The 14,242-nt window shown below is 65.4% G+C and carries 15 protein-coding genes; 11 read left to right on the forward strand and 4 right to left on the reverse strand.

Annotated features, from left to right (window positions below; genetic code table 11):
- Positions 1-61 precede the first annotated feature (61 nt).
- The gene (locus tag B5D62_RS27480) at positions 62-1,252 is read left to right on the forward strand and encodes a pyridoxal-phosphate-dependent aminotransferase family protein (protein ID WP_231714961.1); all 1,191 of its coding nucleotides are present in this window, start codon (positions 62-64) and stop codon (positions 1,250-1,252) included.
- A 61-nt stretch (positions 1,253-1,313) separates the two neighbouring features.
- Positions 1,314-1,760 (forward strand): YiiD C-terminal domain-containing protein, encoded by a 447-nt coding sequence (locus B5D62_RS27485; RefSeq protein ID WP_085937271.1) that lies wholly within the window; start codon positions 1,314-1,316, stop codon positions 1,758-1,760.
- On the opposite strand, the gene B5D62_RS27490 is transcribed toward B5D62_RS27485, so the two are convergent.
- Positions 1,757-2,488 (reverse strand): carbonic anhydrase, encoded by a 732-nt coding sequence (locus B5D62_RS27490; protein ID WP_085937272.1) that lies wholly within the window; start codon positions 2,486-2,488, stop codon positions 1,757-1,759. The two genes, B5D62_RS27485 and B5D62_RS27490, sit on opposite strands and share 4 nt — an antisense overlap.
- A 42-nt stretch (positions 2,489-2,530) precedes the next feature.
- Here B5D62_RS27490 and B5D62_RS27495 point away from each other — a divergent pair, with 42 nt between their 5' ends.
- Complete coding sequence (locus B5D62_RS27495; RefSeq protein WP_218191352.1) at positions 2,531-3,310, forward strand: enoyl-CoA hydratase/isomerase family protein; 780 nt, start codon at positions 2,531-2,533, stop codon at positions 3,308-3,310.
- Positions 3,307-3,714 (forward strand): hypothetical protein, encoded by a 408-nt coding sequence (locus B5D62_RS27500; protein ID WP_085937274.1) that lies wholly within the window; start codon positions 3,307-3,309, stop codon positions 3,712-3,714. The genes B5D62_RS27495 and B5D62_RS27500 overlap by 4 nt, the downstream gene beginning before the upstream one ends.
- Before the next feature lie 11 nt (positions 3,715-3,725).
- On the opposite strand, the gene B5D62_RS27505 is transcribed toward B5D62_RS27500, so the two are convergent.
- Together B5D62_RS27505 and B5D62_RS27510 are read right to left on the reverse strand one after the other, a co-directional pair.
- Complete coding sequence (locus tag B5D62_RS27505) at positions 3,726-4,964, reverse strand: MFS transporter (protein WP_085937275.1); 1,239 nt, start codon at positions 4,962-4,964, stop codon at positions 3,726-3,728.
- A 53-nt stretch (positions 4,965-5,017) separates the two neighbouring features.
- Positions 5,018-5,761: a 2-keto-4-pentenoate hydratase gene (locus B5D62_RS27510; RefSeq protein ID WP_085937276.1), complete on the reverse strand. Its 744-nt coding sequence runs from the start codon at positions 5,759-5,761 to the stop codon at positions 5,018-5,020.
- Between the two features lie 41 nt (positions 5,762-5,802).
- On the opposite strand from B5D62_RS27510, the gene B5D62_RS27515 reads away from it, so the two are divergent.
- Complete coding sequence (locus B5D62_RS27515) at positions 5,803-6,984, forward strand: amidohydrolase family protein (RefSeq protein ID WP_085937277.1); 1,182 nt, start codon at positions 5,803-5,805, stop codon at positions 6,982-6,984.
- Positions 6,981-7,811, forward strand: a complete 831-nt coding sequence (locus B5D62_RS27520) for an enoyl-CoA hydratase (RefSeq protein WP_085937278.1) — start codon at positions 6,981-6,983, stop codon at positions 7,809-7,811. Before B5D62_RS27515 ends, B5D62_RS27520 begins: the two co-directional genes overlap by 4 nt.
- 45 nt (positions 7,812-7,856) lie before the next feature.
- Here the strand turns inward: B5D62_RS27520 and B5D62_RS27525 are convergent, their stop codons facing one another.
- On the reverse strand, positions 7,857-8,768 hold the full coding sequence (locus B5D62_RS27525) for a LysR family transcriptional regulator (protein ID WP_085937394.1): 912 nt from the start codon (positions 8,766-8,768) through the stop codon (positions 7,857-7,859).
- A 108-nt stretch (positions 8,769-8,876) separates the two neighbouring features.
- Here B5D62_RS27525 and B5D62_RS27530 point away from each other — a divergent pair, with 108 nt between their 5' ends.
- The 5 genes from B5D62_RS27530 to leuD all read left to right on the forward strand — a co-directional run bounded on the left by B5D62_RS27530 (position 8,877) and on the right by leuD (position 14,197).
- Complete coding sequence (locus tag B5D62_RS27530) at positions 8,877-9,995, forward strand: HlyD family secretion protein (RefSeq protein WP_085937279.1); 1,119 nt, start codon at positions 8,877-8,879, stop codon at positions 9,993-9,995.
- Positions 9,996-10,023: 28 nt separating this feature from the next.
- On the forward strand, positions 10,024-11,604 hold the full coding sequence (locus B5D62_RS27535) for an MDR family MFS transporter (protein WP_085937280.1): 1,581 nt from the start codon (positions 10,024-10,026) through the stop codon (positions 11,602-11,604).
- Between the two features lie 16 nt (positions 11,605-11,620).
- Positions 11,621-12,088 (forward strand): carboxymuconolactone decarboxylase family protein, encoded by a 468-nt coding sequence (locus tag B5D62_RS27540; RefSeq protein WP_085937281.1) that lies wholly within the window; start codon positions 11,621-11,623, stop codon positions 12,086-12,088.
- A 92-nt stretch (positions 12,089-12,180) separates the two neighbouring features.
- On the forward strand, positions 12,181-13,584 hold the full coding sequence (gene leuC / locus B5D62_RS27545) for a 3-isopropylmalate dehydratase large subunit (RefSeq protein ID WP_085937282.1): 1,404 nt from the start codon (positions 12,181-12,183) through the stop codon (positions 13,582-13,584).
- A gap of 10 nt (positions 13,585-13,594) precedes the next feature.
- Positions 13,595-14,197 carry a 3-isopropylmalate dehydratase small subunit gene (gene leuD / locus B5D62_RS27550; RefSeq protein ID WP_085937283.1) on the forward strand — a complete coding sequence of 201 codons (603 nt, stop codon included), beginning with the start codon at positions 13,595-13,597 and terminating at the stop codon, positions 14,195-14,197.
- The last annotated feature ends 45 nt before the right edge of the window (positions 14,198-14,242 follow it).

Below are 14,242 nucleotides of genomic sequence, written 5' to 3' on the forward strand. Positions count from 1 at the left end.
CTTGCTTCGCCAAGGGCCACGGTCCTATCGTCCCCTGTCTTTCGCAGACCGGAGCCTGCCAGTGAACGCCTCAGTGAACACCAAGCCGCGCGGACGTCAGTTCTTCAATAATCCCGGCCCCACCAACATTCCCGACCGCATTTTGCGGGCGATGGACAGGCCGGTGATGGACTTCATGGCGCCGGAGTTCCTGGAGATCCAGCGCGCTTGCATGGCTGGTGTGAAGCGCGTCCTGAAGACCGACCAGACGCTGTTCGCCCATGCCTCGACCGGACATGGTGCGTGGGAGGCCGCCGTCGCCAACCTGTTCTCACCGGGCGATACGGTGCTGGTGGTGGAGACCGGCTATTTCTCGCTGAGCTGGAAAGAGATGGCCGAGACGCTCGGCATCAAGGTCGAGACCGTGGCGGCCGACTGGCGCAAGGGCGTCGACATCGCCAAGGTCGCGGAGCGGCTCTCCCAGGACAAGGCGCACGAGATCAAGGCGATCCTCGCGGTCCATAACGAGACCGCGACCGGCCTCGTCCTGCCGCTGCCGGAGATCCGCCGCGCCCTCGACGACGCCAAGCATCCGGCCCTGCTGCTCTCCGACACCATCTCCTCCCTCGGCAGCATGGAATACAAGATGGATGCCTGGGGCATCGACGTCACCATCGGCGGCAGCCAGAAGGGATTGATGCTGCCCACCGGCATGGCGATCACGGGCGTCAGCGCCAAGGCGATGGAAGCGTCGCGCAAGTCGAAGCTGCCGAAATACTACTTCAGCTGGGAGCTTATGGAGGCGCGCAAGCCGCAGCGCTTCATCGGCACCGTGCCGGTGCATTTCTTCTTCGGGCTCCAGGAGTCTCTCAAGATGCTGGAGGAGGAAGGGCTCGATTCCGTGTTTGCGCGTCACGCCCGCCTTGCCGAGGCGACGCGAGCCGCCGTGCGCGCCTGGGGCGCCGATGGCAAGGGCCCGACTCTGTACGGCCAGACGCCCGACCGCCTGTCCAATTCCGTGACGACGGTGTTGATGCCCGAGGGTGTCAGCTCAGACGGCATGCGCAAGGCGGCGCTGGAGCGCTTCAACCTGTCGCTGGGCGGCGGACTCGGGCCGCTGATGGGCAAGGTGTTCCGCATCGGCCACATGGGCGATCTCAACGAACCCATGCTGCTGGGCTGCCTCGCCACGACCGAGCTGGCGATGAAGACGGCCGGCGTGCCGTTCTGCCCCGGCGGCGTCGACGCGGCGATCCAGTCGCTGGCCGGCTAGACTCTGCGGAGCGCGGACCTGCCCGCGCTCCTGCGATCCATCGTCGAAAGCCGGTTGGCCGATGCACTCGCTCGAAGCCTACCTGCACGCGCACATACCGCTCTCCGCGAGCATGGGCGTGTCGGTCGTCAGCGCCTCCCAGGACGAGGTGGTGCTGCGTGCACCGCTGGAGCCGAACATCAATCACAAGAGCACGGTGTTCGGCGGCAGCGCGTCGGCGCTGGCCATCCTCGCGGCCTGGTCGCTCTTGCACCTGCGGCTTACGGCCGAGGGTCTGCACGGTCAGCTCGTGATCCAATCCAACCGGATGGACTACGACCGTCCGATGACGGGTGCGTTCATGGCCGCGTCCACATTGGCCGACCCGGCCGCCTGGCCCCTGTTCGTCAGGACGCTCACGCGGCACAAGCGCGCGCGCATCGAGGCGCTGTCGACGCTCAGCTGTGACAATGCAGTTGCCGGCAGGCTGTCCGGCCGCTTCGTCGCTCTCCTGATGGAGAAGCCTTAGAAGTCCGGCTTTCCCGACGCCTTGTCGATCAGGCGCTGCGGGCTGACGGCCGACAAGGCGGTGTCCTTGCCGATCGTGGCGGTGATCTCGACGCCCTTCACCGGCTCGAACGCCGTGCTGGCCGGATTGAAAGCGTAGAGCTGCCCTTCGACGAGATTGAACCACCAGGCGTGCAGCCGGAGCTTGCCCGCGGCCACGCGCTCGGCCAGCCACGGGAAGCTCATCAGGTTCTGGACGCTCTTCAGCACCGCCGCCTGTTCGACGACGCGAGCGATCTGTTCGCGCGGCTTGCCGTCGAGCTGGCGCACGGCGACGTCGCGCACTTCCTGGGCCACCGCCATCCAGGTCGAAATATAGTCGTAACCGGCATAGGCGCTCGACCGACCGTCCACCAGGGCGGCGATGCCGCCGCACAGCGCATGCCCCAGGACCACGACATGCTCGACCTCGAGCGCCCGCACGGCAAACTCGATGGCCGCCGACGTGCCGTGATAGTGCAAGTCGGGCTCCGCCGGCGGCACCATCGCGGAAACATTGCGGATGGTGAAAATGTCCCCGGGCCGCGTCTGGGTAATGATGCCCGGATCGACCCGGGCATCGGAGCAGCCAATGAACAGGATCTTGGGGGATTGGCCTTCGGTCGCCAGCTTGTCGAACAGGTCGAGATGCTCGCGATAATAGCCAAGACGAAAATCCGCGAAGCCCTTGAGAAGTCGTTCCAACGCCATGACGCCTCGCTTACGATGGGGGCCATTCCACGGACCAGGGACATGACCCAAGAACTCCTCTACGACAAGCGCGGCGATATCGGCTGGATCACCTTCAACCGGCCGCAGGCCCGCAATGCCATGACCTTCGCCATGTATGAAGGCCTGGCCGAGATTTGTAGCCGCGTCGGCACGACGCACGAAGTCAAGGTCCTGGTGATCACCGGCGCCGGCGACAAGGCTTTCGCCGCCGGCACCGACATCGGCCAGTTCAAGTCGTTCCAGAGCGGCGAGGACGGCATCGCCTACGAGCGCAAGATGGACGGCATCCTGGGCAGCATCGAACGCTGCGCCGTGCCCACCATCGCCGCGATCGCCGGCTTCTGCACCGGCGGCGGCGCCACGATCGCCGCCGTCTGCGACTTCCGGATCGCCACGACGACGGCGCAGTTCGGCTTTCCCATCGCGCGCACTCTGGGCAATTGCCTGTCAATGTCCAACTACGCGCGCTTCGCCACGCTGATCGGGCCGCAGCGCGTCAAGGAGATGGTCTTCCTCGCCAAGCTCATGGATGCGCAAACGGCCCTTCACGTCGGGCTGGTGAGCGAACTGCTGGCCGATGTCCCGGCGCTGCAGGCTCGGGCGCAGGAACTCGCGACCATCATCGCCGGCAACGCGCCGATCACGATGCAGACGACCAAGGAAGCGCTGCGCCGCCTGCAGGCGAAGCTCGCCGACGAAAACATCGACGACCTGGTCCGGCACACTTATGGTAGCGCCGATTTCCGCGAAGGCATGACGGCCTTTCTCGAAAAGCGGGCCCCGAAGTGGAGTGGTCGATGATGACAAGTGTGTTGCGTGTATTGTCGGCCGTCGGCCTGGTGGTCGCTCTCGGCGCCTGCGATCACCGCGCCAACGTGGCGAACAAGGAAGACATGATGGTGGCGTCGGGCTTCCGCTTCGTGCCCGTGAACACGCCGGAGCGGCTGGCCCTGTTCCAGCAGCTTCCGCCGCACAAGTTCCTGAAGCAGATCAAGGGCGACAAGATCATCTATATCTACCCGGATCCGACCGTCTGCGGCTGCCTCTATGTCGGCAACGCACAGGCCTATACGAACTATCGCAAGGCCGTGTTCGACAAGCGGCTGGCCGACGAACAGGCGATGGCGGCGCAGGATCTCGATAACGCGAGCTGGAACTGGTACCCGTGGGGCCCCTACGTCGTGGATCCGGTCTTTTATTATTGAGCCGATAGACGTCAGGCGGAGCCGATGCGACTGGGCGTTGTCGCGGCGGCTCGACCGGCCAGGAACAGGGCGACGGCAGCAAGCTGGATGATCGCAGCCCCGACATAGACCGGGGTGCCACCGTCGCCGGCCAGGTCCCGCAGCGCGCCGAAGGTGGCGGGCGCGAAGGCATAGGTTCCCTGGCCGATGGCGACAATCAGGGGCACGACACGCGCCACCTGCTCGCGGCTGAATTCCACCTGGGCGATGAGCGGCGGCAGCGACGTCGTATTGCCGATGCCGGCGCCGAACAGCAGGACGCCGACAATCAGCAGCGCAACGTCCTGCCCGGCGGAGAAGATCAGCGCCACCGAGCCCGCGATCTGCACAAGGTGGCTCAAGCAGGCAACCAGACGGCGGTCGGTACCGGCCGGCATCGCCCAGCCGACCAGGGAACGGCCGCCGATCGCGGCCGCCGTCGCCGCCCCCATCACGAGGCCCGCCGTCTCCTCGCCCAGCACCGGCGCGATTAGCGAAAAGAGATGCGCGATCAACCCGATCTGGGCGAACAGGCCGAGCGCCATGGCAGCCGCGAGCGTGAGGAATTTCGGATCGCGCCACAGGCTCGCATTGTCGCGGGCCACGGCGGCAACAGGCGCCGGTTCAGGCGACAGGCCATCGGCGGACTGGCCCATGCTCTCGGGCGTCCGGCTGAACAGGCGGTCCGTCAGTAGCCAGATCGTCACGACGGTAACGATGCCGATGGCAAGGGCAGCAATCGGAAAGCCAAGCACGGCGATGGCCACGACCCACAGCGGCGAGAACAGCACGCCGCCGATGCTGGCGCCGTTATAGGCCATGGAGAGTGCCGCCGGCCGCTTCTTCACGAACCAGGGGGCGATGATCGCGTTGACCGCCGCGGCTCCCATGGCCACCCAGCCGCCGCCGCTGAAGACGGTGGCGAGCATGAGCTGCCACGGTTCGCGCGCCAGCGCCCAACCCAGGACACCTCCCGCCAGCGACAAGGCGCCGGCCCGTGTGATGGCGGGAATGCCGAAGTGCCGATAGAGCGCCGGCAGATTCGCGACCACGATCGCGCCGATCAAGAAGTGGACGGTAACGGCGGTCGAGACCAGCACCACCGGCCATCCCCGCGCCTCCTGCACCGCGTGCAGGAAAACCGGTGGACCGTAGAAGCCGAGTCCCCAGCCGAAGACGGCGAGAACGAAGACGCCGGCGACGACGCGCCAGCCGAAGAAGGGTTGTTGCATGGGCGGACCCTGCCGCCCTGGAACCGGCCTTCGTTACGGTGCGAGCCGAACTGTCAGAAGCGCGCTTCGACGGCGCCGAGCCCGACGAACTCGCCGCGCGCCACAGTGCCCGGCGGGTAGTAGCGCAGCCCGGTCCAGGAGCCGGTGGTGATGGCCTGTCCGCTTCGGATGCCACCGCGCAAACGCACAGCATGATCGATCATCCAGACGAGCGGCCGTACCGGATCGACGGCGCCGAGGCCGCCCTTCTGGTCGACCTCGACCTTGCCGTCGATCTCCAGCCTCACCTGCAGGTTCGGCCAGTCGAGCGTGCGCCAATTCCTGATGCTGTCACCGATCACCAGGGCCTCATTCATCTGGTTGTCGGCGAGAAGCCATTCGGGGGCAGTCTTCTGGAACTCGGCCAGGCGGGTATCCACCACTTCCATGCCGACAAACGCGTCGCCGACCGCCGCCAGCGCCTCCTCACGCTCCACCCGCTCACTGCGCGCGGGGATGTCGCGGACAATATGGAACGAGATCTCGATCTCCACGCCGATCATGTGCATTGCGTTGCCGTCGAACGTCGCCGGTGAGGCGACCAATGCGCCGGCGAGCAGAGGCGCGGGATTGGGCTCGGCGGTCGGCGTGCGCGCGCCGACCTTCCAGCCCGAGACAGGGCCGGTCGCGGCCGCGACACCGTCCTGGATGGCGAAGATCGCGTCACGGTCGGACAGGGCGAAGGGAGGCACGATCTGCGTGCCGGAACGGCGCGCCGCCAGCAGGGCTTCGACGGCGTGGGAAATATCGGGGGGCATGCTACGCTCCGGCAAAACGCTATAAAGACACTGGAGGGAACATGCCCTACGCAAGCGGGCGCGTCATTCACGACGCCGATGCCCATATCATGGAAGTGCCCGGCTTTCTCGAGAATCACCTCGAGGCGAAATACAGGGCCATCGTCACCGACGCAGTCCTCTTTCCGCGCCGTGACGGCTTTCACAGCCATCTGACGGACGCCCATCGCGGCGATGCCGGCGCCGATGCATTCGACGACACCCGCATCATGCTCGCCAAGAACTGGGATGCGCTGGGCTCCTATCGCCGACAGGATCGCCCGCGCTCGATCGACCTGCTGGGCTTCGCCAGCCAGCTCATGTTCACGACGGCCTTGCTGAATTATTCGACCGTGCTCGAGAGCGGCCGCGACCTCGATCTCGCCTATGCCGTGGCCCGCGCCCATACGCGGCACATGGTCGAGTTCTGCGCCGTCGACCGCCGGCTGCTGCCCACGGGCTACATCCCGCTGCTCGACTTCGAACGCACCGCGCGGGCCGCGCGCGAGGCGATCGAGCTTGGCGCCAAGGCGCTGATGATTCCGTCGCGCTGTCCCGACAGCCACTCTCCCAGTCACATCGGCTTCGATCCGCTGTGGGCGCTCGCACAGGAGGCCGGCCTGCCGATCGTGTTCCATGTCGGCGGCGGCGGGAAGCTCCTGGAAGACGCCTACTTCAACAATGGCCTGCCGCCGGTGCCGGACTTCCATGGCGGCGACGACAATTTCAAGTCGATCGACTACATGGCGATCGCCTATCCGCCCATGAAGGCGATGACGGCGCTGATCGTCGATCGCGTGCTCGACCGCTTCCCGCGCCTCAAGTTCGGCGTCATCGAGCAGGGCGCGTCCTGGGTGCCGGGCTGGATGCGCAACATGGATTCGGCCCACAACGCCTTCTACAAGAACGAAGAGCGGCTGCAGAAGATGTCGCTCAAGCCCAGCGAGTACGTGAAGCGCCAGGTGCGCGTCACCCCCTACCCGCACGAGGACACCGGCTGGATCATCGCCAACACCGGCGACGAGGTGTGCCTGTTCTCGTCCGACTATCCGCATGTCGAGGGCGGGCGCCATCCGATCAAGCGCTTCGAGGCGTCGATGGATCATGCCGGCATCAGCGAGGCGCAGAAGCAGCGCTTCTATTGCGACAACTTCATCGATCTGATGGGGGCCGGCCTCGCACCGGAACTGCGGGCCGCCGCATGACCGCCTATGAGACGCTGCTGACCGAGCAGACGGGGTCGGTCCTCAAGATCACCACCAACCGGCCGGAAGTCCTGAACGCGCAGAGCCGGATCCTGCTCGAAGAACTGGACCGGGCTTTCCAACGGGCGGTCGACGACGATACCGTGCGCGTCATTATCCTGGCCGGCGCCGGCAAGCACTTCTCCGCTGGACACGATCTCGGCAGCCCGCAGGAGATGGAGGACCAGAAGAAGACGGCGCTCGAGCCTGGCTTCAAGGGCGAGTATCGCCGTCTGTGGGAACGCTTCTTCGAGAACACGATGCGCTGGCGCGACCTGCCCAAGCCCACCATCGCCCAGGTCCAGGGCTATTGCATCATGGGCGGCATGATGATCGCCTCGGCCTGCGACCTCATTATCGCCAGCGACGATGCGCTGTTCGCCGACCGTGCCGTGAAGTGGGGTGGCGCCCACGTGCAGTATTTCTCGATGCCTTGGGATCTCGGGCCGCGCAAGGCGAAGGAATATCTCTTCACCGGCGACTTCATCACCGCAACCGAGGCCGAAAGAGCCGGCCTGGTGAACCGCGTCGTGCCCCGGGCCGAACTGGAGACGGAGACCATGGCACTGGCGCAGCGGATCGCCGAACGCGATCCCTTCGCGCTGAAATTCGCCAAGGCCTCGGTCAATGAAACCCAGAATGCGCAGGGCTGGCGCGAGGCGATGGAGGGCGCGTTCAAGAACTACATGCTCACCATCCCGCACAGAATCGAACTCGGCACCTACGGCGCCGCGGCGCGCGAGAAGGCGCCGAAGGATCGCTTCGGCGTGTTGAACAAGAAGTCGTAATGCCGGGGCGCTGTCACGCCGGCTGCATGACGTCGACCGGTCGGATCAGTCGAAACCCAGTTCCCCTCGATGGCGGGCGATGTGCTCGGCGGCGAGATCGAGGAAAGCCCGCACCTTGCTCGAGAGATGGTGCCGCGTCGGATAGGTCGCGTTGATGGCGAAGTCGATCGGCCGGTGATCCGGCAAGAGCCGCACGAGCTGTCCGCTGCGCACCTCGTCGGCCAGGCCGAGAAAGCTGGCGGCCAGGATGATGCCGTGCCCGGCCCGCGCCGCCTGCAACATGGTGGCGGCGTTGTTGGTGAACAGATTGCCGGTGACCTTGACCGAGACCTGCGTCTCTCCCGGTCCGATGAACTGCCATTCGTCGCCGAACGGGTAGAGCGCAAAGCGCAGGCAATTGTGCTGCGCCAGATCCTCGAGCCGGTGCGGCATGCCATGCCGCTCGATATAGGACGGCGCACAACACAGGATGTGATGCCAGCTGGCCAGCTTGCGGAGGACAATGTGACCGTCGGCGGGCTGCACCGCACGGATGGCAAGATCGAGTCCTTCATCGACGATATCGACCTCGCGCTCGCCGGTGTTGAGATCGATCGAGGCTTCCGGATGGCGCTGCAGGAATTCGAGCACCACGGGCGCCAGAAAGGGCACCATGTGCACCCCGATATAGAGCCGCAGCGTGCCGCGCACCGTGGATTGCAGCAGACCGGCCGCCTGGTCGGCCTCTTCCAGCTCGGCCAGGATGCGACGGCAGTGCTCGTAGTAGGTGCGGCCGACGTCGGTCAGGCTGACCCGTCGCGTGGTGCGGTTCAGCAGCCGCGCACCGAGATGATTTTCCAGCGCCTGAATATGGTTACTCACGGCCGTCGTGGACATGTTCAGGCGTCGTGCAGCAGCCGAAAATCCCGCTGACTCAGCGACTTGTACGAACACACTCAGGCTGGTGAGACGGTCCATTGCGCCATGCCGATTATCAACCAGGTCGGAATAATCCATTCAAGATAGGAAGAATTATCAATCGCGTCCATCGGACCCATCTAGGCGACCAGTAATCCGGAGTACCCCATGTCGCTGCTTTCCGATGCCGCCTTTTCGGGCCTCGCCCTTCGCGCGACGCCCGTCCTTCCGTCCAAGAAGATGCTCAAGCGGTCCGCCCTCGGCGTCGCGCTGCTGGCGGCCCTCGGCCTCGGCGCCGACCGCGGCTATGACTACTGGACGGTCGGCCAGTACCAGCAGTCGACCGACAATGCCTACGTGCAGGCCGACTATACGACGGTCGCGCCCAAGATCTCCGGCTACATCACTGAGGTTCTGGTCCAGGACAATCAGAAGGTGAAGGCGGGCCAGATCCTGGCCCGCATCGACGATCGCGATTTCCGCGTCGCGCTCGATCAGGCCAAGGCCGACGTCGAGGGGGCGGAAGCGGCATTGCGCAACCTCGATGCGCAGATCGCCCAGCAGCAATCCGTCATCGATCAGCAGAAGGCCGACATCGCTTCGGCGCAGGCGTCGCTCAGCTACGCCCAGGCCGACAACGTGCGCTACAGCAACCTGGTCAAGACCGGCTACGGCACGGTGCAGCGGGCGGAGCAGGCCGAGACGGCCCTCAAGGAAAAGACCGCACAACTGCAGCACAACCGCGCCGCCCTTCTCGTCGCCCAGCGCAAGATCGACGTGCTCACATCCGATCGCGCCCGGGCCGAAGCGACGCGCGATCGCAGCCTGGCGAACCAGCACCAGGCCGAGCTCAATCTCTCCTATACCTCGATCGTGGCACCGGTCGACGGCACCGTCGGCGCCCGCTCGCTTCGGGTTGGGCAGTTCGTACAGGCCGGCTCGGCACTGATGGCGGTCGTGCCCCTGCACGCTGTCTATATCGTCGCCAACTACAAGGAGACACAGCTCACACAGGTCCGGCCGGGGCAGCCGGTCGAGGTCGAGATCGACACTTTTCCCGGTGTGATCCTGAAGGGTCACGTCGACAGCCTGTCGCCGGCCAGCGGCCTCGAATTCTCGCTGCTGCCGCCCGACAACGCGACCGGCAACTTCACCAAGATCGTGCAGCGCATCCCGGTGAAGATCGCCCTCGACGACGACAATCTGACCGGCCTGTTGCGACCGGGCATGTCGGTCGAACCGACGATCGACACGCGCGGCGCGACGGACGTCGCCGCAGCGCGCTGATTTCCGGGACTCCAGAACGGAGGACGCCATGACCGCCGTCGCCGTAACCGTGCCTGCCGCAACGCCCAGCCTCCCGGCCAAGACCTGGATCGCCGTGATGGGCGCGGCGCTCGGCGCCTTCATGGCGGTGCTGAACATCCAGATCGTCAATGCCTCGCTTGCCGATATCCAGGGCGCGATCGGCGCTGGCATCGACGATGGCGGCTGGATCTCTACCGCCTATCTGGTGGCCGAGATCGTGGTCATTCCCCTTAGCGCCTGGCTGGCGCGCGTCTTCTCGGTGCGGATCTACCTGCTGGTGAATGCGGCGCTGTTCCTCGCCTTCTCCGTTGCCTGCGCCTTCGCCCACAATCTCGAGCAGATGATCGTGCTGCGCGCCTTTCAGGGTTTCAGCGGCGGCGTGCTGATCCCGATGGCCTTCACCCTGATCATCACCCTGCTGCCGCCGGCGAAGCAGCCGATCGGCCTGGCGCTGTTCGCCCTCTCCGCCACCTTTGCTCCGGCCATCGGTCCGACCATCGGCGGCTATCTGACCGAGAACTGGGGCTGGCAGTACATCTTCTACGTCAACCTCGTGCCCGGCGCGGTGATGCTGCTGATGCTCTGGTTCTCGCTCGATGCGGCGCCGATGCAGCTCGGCCTTCTGCGTCAAGGCGACTGGCCTGGCATCGCCACCATGGCGATCGGGCTCAGTGCGCTGCAGACCGTGCTGGAAGAGGGCAACAAGGACGACTGGTTCGGCTCGCCCTTCATCCTGCGCCTCTCTGTCGTTGCCGCCGTCGCGCTGACGCTCTTCATCTGGATCGAGCTGCGCAGCCCGCGACCGCTCCTGAACCTCAAGCTGCTGCTCCGACGGAATTTCGGCTTCGGCATGATGGCCAATTTTCTCCTGGGCATCGCGCTCTACGGTTCGGTCTATATCCTCCCCGTCTATCTCGCGCGCATCCAGGGCTACAATGCCGAGCAGATCGGCATGGTGCTGGCGTGGACCGGCCTGCCGCAGCTCGTGCTGATCCCCCTGGTACCGCGGCTGATGAGGCGCTTCGACGCCCGACTTGTGATCGCGGCGGGCTTTGCCTTGTTCGCCGCCAGCAACTTCATGAACATCTGGATGACGGCCGACACCGCAGCCGACCAGCTGATGTGGCCCAATATCGTGCGCGCTGTGGGGCAGGCGCTGGTGATGACGCCGCTGTCCGCGGTCGCGACTGCCGGCATCGAACGGGAGCAGGCAGGATCGGCCTCCGCTCTTTTCAATATGATGCGCAACCTGGGCGGCGCGATCGGCATTGCCCTGCTGCAGACCTTCCTGACCAAGCGCGAGCAGTTCCATTCCAACGTGCTGAGCCAGTCGGTCTCAGTGTTCGACGAGGCGACACGTCATCGCATCGACCAGCTGGTTCGATATTTCCTGTCCCACGGGACGATCGATCCGGCGCTGGCCTGGCATAATGCCGTGGTGGCCATCGGTCGGCGGGTGCAGCAGCAGGCCTTCACCATGGCCTTCGCCGACACCTTCTACCTGCTGGGTGTCGCCCTGGCCGCCGCCTTGATTGCCGCTCTGCTGCTCAAGAAGCCCGGACAGATGAGTGCGGGCGGCGCGCATTGATCGAACGGAGGCGAGCATGAAACCGAGACTGAACCCTTATCAGGCGGCTCCCGGGATGATGAAGGCGCTGATGGCCCTGGAAGGCCAGGTCGCCAACAGCGGTCTCGAGCCCGGCCTGATCGAGCTGGTGAAGATCCGCGCCTCGCAGATCAATGGCTGTGCCTTCTGTCTGCATATGCATACCCGGGACGCGCGCGCCAAGGGTGAAAACGAGGAGCGCATCTACCTGCTCGATGCCTGGCGGGAGTCGCCGCTGTTCACCGATCGCGAGCGAGCGGCGCTCGCCTGGACCGAGGCGGTCACGCTCGTCAGCCAAACCCATGTCCCCGACGAGGTCTATGAGCAGGCCCGCTCCCAGTTCTCTGAGGAGGAGCTGGTCAAGCTCACCCTCCTCGTCACGACAATCAACACCTGGAACCGGCTGGCGATCAGTTTCCGGTCGATCCATCCGGTGAACGTGAAGGCGGCGTCAGCAGCCGCCTAGATCGTTCTGCAAAGCGACCCCTCACCATCGAGTGACTCGGCAAGGCCCGTGATCGACTGATATCATCCACCCACAACGAAAGGGTGGAAACGATGGCCGATCCGCGGACCATGTTCGAGAAGATCTGGCAGCGCCACGTCGTCGTCGATCGCGACGACGGCTATACGCTCCTCTATATCGACCGGCACCTGATGCACGACGGCTCTGCGCCGGCCTTCGCGCGCCTGCAGGCGCGCGGCATGAAGGTCCGTCGGCCCGATCGCAGTTTTGCGACGCCCGATCACTACATCCTCACCAGCAGCAGCCGCCCGCAGGACATTGCCGATCCGCAGCAGCGCCATCTGGTGGAAGTGATCAAGGAGAACTGCGACGCCGATGGCGTCACCGTATTCCCCGCCGGCGATCCGCGCCAGGGTATCATCCATGTCGTCGGCCCGGAGCAGGGCCTGACACAGCCCGGTCTGTTGATCGTGTGCGGCGACTCCCATACCTCGACGCATGGCGCCCTGGGTGCTCTTGCCTTCGGCATCGGTTCCTCGGAAGTGACGCATGTGATGGCGACGCAATGCCTCTGGCAGCGCAAACCCAAGGCCATGCGCATCAACGTCGATGGAACGCTGGGCGAAGGCATCACCGGCAAGGACATCATCCTCGCCATCATCGCCAGGATCGGCGCCGCCGGTGCGGTCGGTCACGTGATGGAATATGCCGGCAGCGCCATCCGCGCGCTCTCCATGGAAGGCCGCCTCACCCTCTGCAACATGTCGATCGAAGCCGGCGGGCGCGCCGGCATGGTCGCCCCCGACGACACCACCTTCACCTATCTCCAGGGCAAGCCCTTCGCGCCCAAGGGCGAAAACTGGGACAAGGCCATGGCCTTGTGGAAGAGCCTGCCGACCGACGAGGGGGCGACCTTCGATCGCGAGGTGACCCTGAACGCAGCCGAGATCGCTCCCATGGTCACCTGGGGCACCAGTCCCGAGGATGCGTTGTCCGTGACGGCGCGCGTGCCGGATCCCGCCTCCGCACCGGATCAGACAAAGCAGGAAAGCATGCGCCGCGCATTGGACTACATGGACCTGAAGCCGGGCACGCCGATGGAGCAAGTCGCGGTCGACCGCGTGTTCATCGGTTCGTGCACCAACAGCCGCATCGAGGATCTGCGTCTCGCGGCCAAGGTCGCGAAAGGGCGCAAGGCTCAGGTGCCGGCCTGGGTCGTTGCCGGGTCCGGCCTGATCAAGGCGCAGGCCGAGGCCGAGGGCCTCGACAAGATCTTTCGCGACGCCGGCTTCGAATGGCGTGAGCCTGGCTGCTCCATGTGCATCGGCGTCAATGGCGATACCGGCCTTCCGGGCCAACGCATCGCCTCAACCTCCAATCGCAACTTCGTCGGTCGCCAGGGCCAGGGGGTGCGCACGCATCTCGTCAGCCCGGCCATGGCGGCAGCAGCCGCCGTAACGGGCCGCTTCACCGACGTGCGCAAGATGCTGGGTTGAGGAGATCGCCATGGACCCGTTCACCACGCTTTCCGCCATCGCGGTGCCGATCGACCAGGCCAATGTCGATACCGACCAGATCATTCCGGCGCGCTATCTCGGCAAGCCGCGCGAACAGCAGGTCGAGGGCTTCTTCCACGACATGCGGCTCGACCCGAACGGCCGGCCGCGCGAGGGCGTGACGCTCAACAACCCTGCCTACAAGGGCGCGCAGATCATCGTCGGCAACCAGAACTTCGCCTGCGGCTCGTCGCGCGAGAATGCGGTGACGGTGATGGTCGACCACGGCTACCGCGCCTTCATCGCCCCGAGCTTCGGCGACATCTTCTTCAACAACTGCTTCCAGAACGGTTGCCTGCCGATCCGGCTCCCGGCCGAGCGTGTCGCTCGCCTGCGCGTGATCCTGCACGAGCTGCCGGGTGCAAAGATCTCGATCGATCTTGCCGGCCAGACGGTCAAGGGGCCCGACGGCCAGACCGATTCGTTCGAGATCGATTCCTTCCGCAAGGAGATGCTGCTGAAGGGGACCGATTCGATCACCTTCACACTCGGCTACGAAAAGGACATCGCCCGCTTCGAGACGGCGCAGCGTCAGGACGTGCCCTGGCTCTGAGTCGCGCCGGCAGGTCGATACCCGGACGCTGACGGCAACTTTTCC

It is taken from the genome of Enhydrobacter aerosaccus, from assembly GCF_900167455.1.
Lineage (GTDB): Bacteria > Pseudomonadota > Alphaproteobacteria > Reyranellales > Reyranellaceae > Reyranella > Reyranella aerosaccus.

Bases quoted from the DNA above. Each gene is read 5' to 3' on its own strand.
- B5D62_RS27485 (WP_085937271.1), top strand. From the start codon at position 1,314: ATGCACTCGCTCGAAGCCTACCTGCACGCGCACATACCGCTCTCCGCG.
- B5D62_RS27490 (WP_085937272.1), bottom strand. From the start codon at position 2,488: ATGGCGTTGGAACGACTTCTCAAGGGCTTCGCGGATTTTCGTCTTGGC.
- B5D62_RS27495 (WP_218191352.1), top strand. From the start codon at position 2,531: ATGACCCAAGAACTCCTCTACGACAAGCGCGGCGATATCGGCTGGATC.
- B5D62_RS27500 (WP_085937274.1), top strand. From the start codon at position 3,307: ATGATGACAAGTGTGTTGCGTGTATTGTCGGCCGTCGGCCTGGTGGTC.
- B5D62_RS27505 (WP_085937275.1), bottom strand. From the start codon at position 4,964: ATGCAACAACCCTTCTTCGGCTGGCGCGTCGTCGCCGGCGTCTTCGTT.
- B5D62_RS27510 (WP_085937276.1), bottom strand. From the start codon at position 5,761: ATGCCCCCCGATATTTCCCACGCCGTCGAAGCCCTGCTGGCGGCGCGC.
- B5D62_RS27515 (WP_085937277.1), top strand. From the start codon at position 5,803: ATGCCCTACGCAAGCGGGCGCGTCATTCACGACGCCGATGCCCATATC.
- B5D62_RS27520 (WP_085937278.1), top strand. From the start codon at position 6,981: ATGACCGCCTATGAGACGCTGCTGACCGAGCAGACGGGGTCGGTCCTC.
- B5D62_RS27525 (WP_085937394.1), bottom strand. From the start codon at position 8,768: ATGGACCGTCTCACCAGCCTGAGTGTGTTCGTACAAGTCGCTGAGTCA.
- B5D62_RS27530 (WP_085937279.1), top strand. From the start codon at position 8,877: ATGTCGCTGCTTTCCGATGCCGCCTTTTCGGGCCTCGCCCTTCGCGCG.
- B5D62_RS27535 (WP_085937280.1), top strand. From the start codon at position 10,024: ATGACCGCCGTCGCCGTAACCGTGCCTGCCGCAACGCCCAGCCTCCCG.
- B5D62_RS27540 (WP_085937281.1), top strand. From the start codon at position 11,621: ATGAAACCGAGACTGAACCCTTATCAGGCGGCTCCCGGGATGATGAAG.
- leuC (WP_085937282.1), top strand. From the start codon at position 12,181: ATGGCCGATCCGCGGACCATGTTCGAGAAGATCTGGCAGCGCCACGTC.
- leuD (WP_085937283.1), top strand. From the start codon at position 13,595: ATGGACCCGTTCACCACGCTTTCCGCCATCGCGGTGCCGATCGACCAG.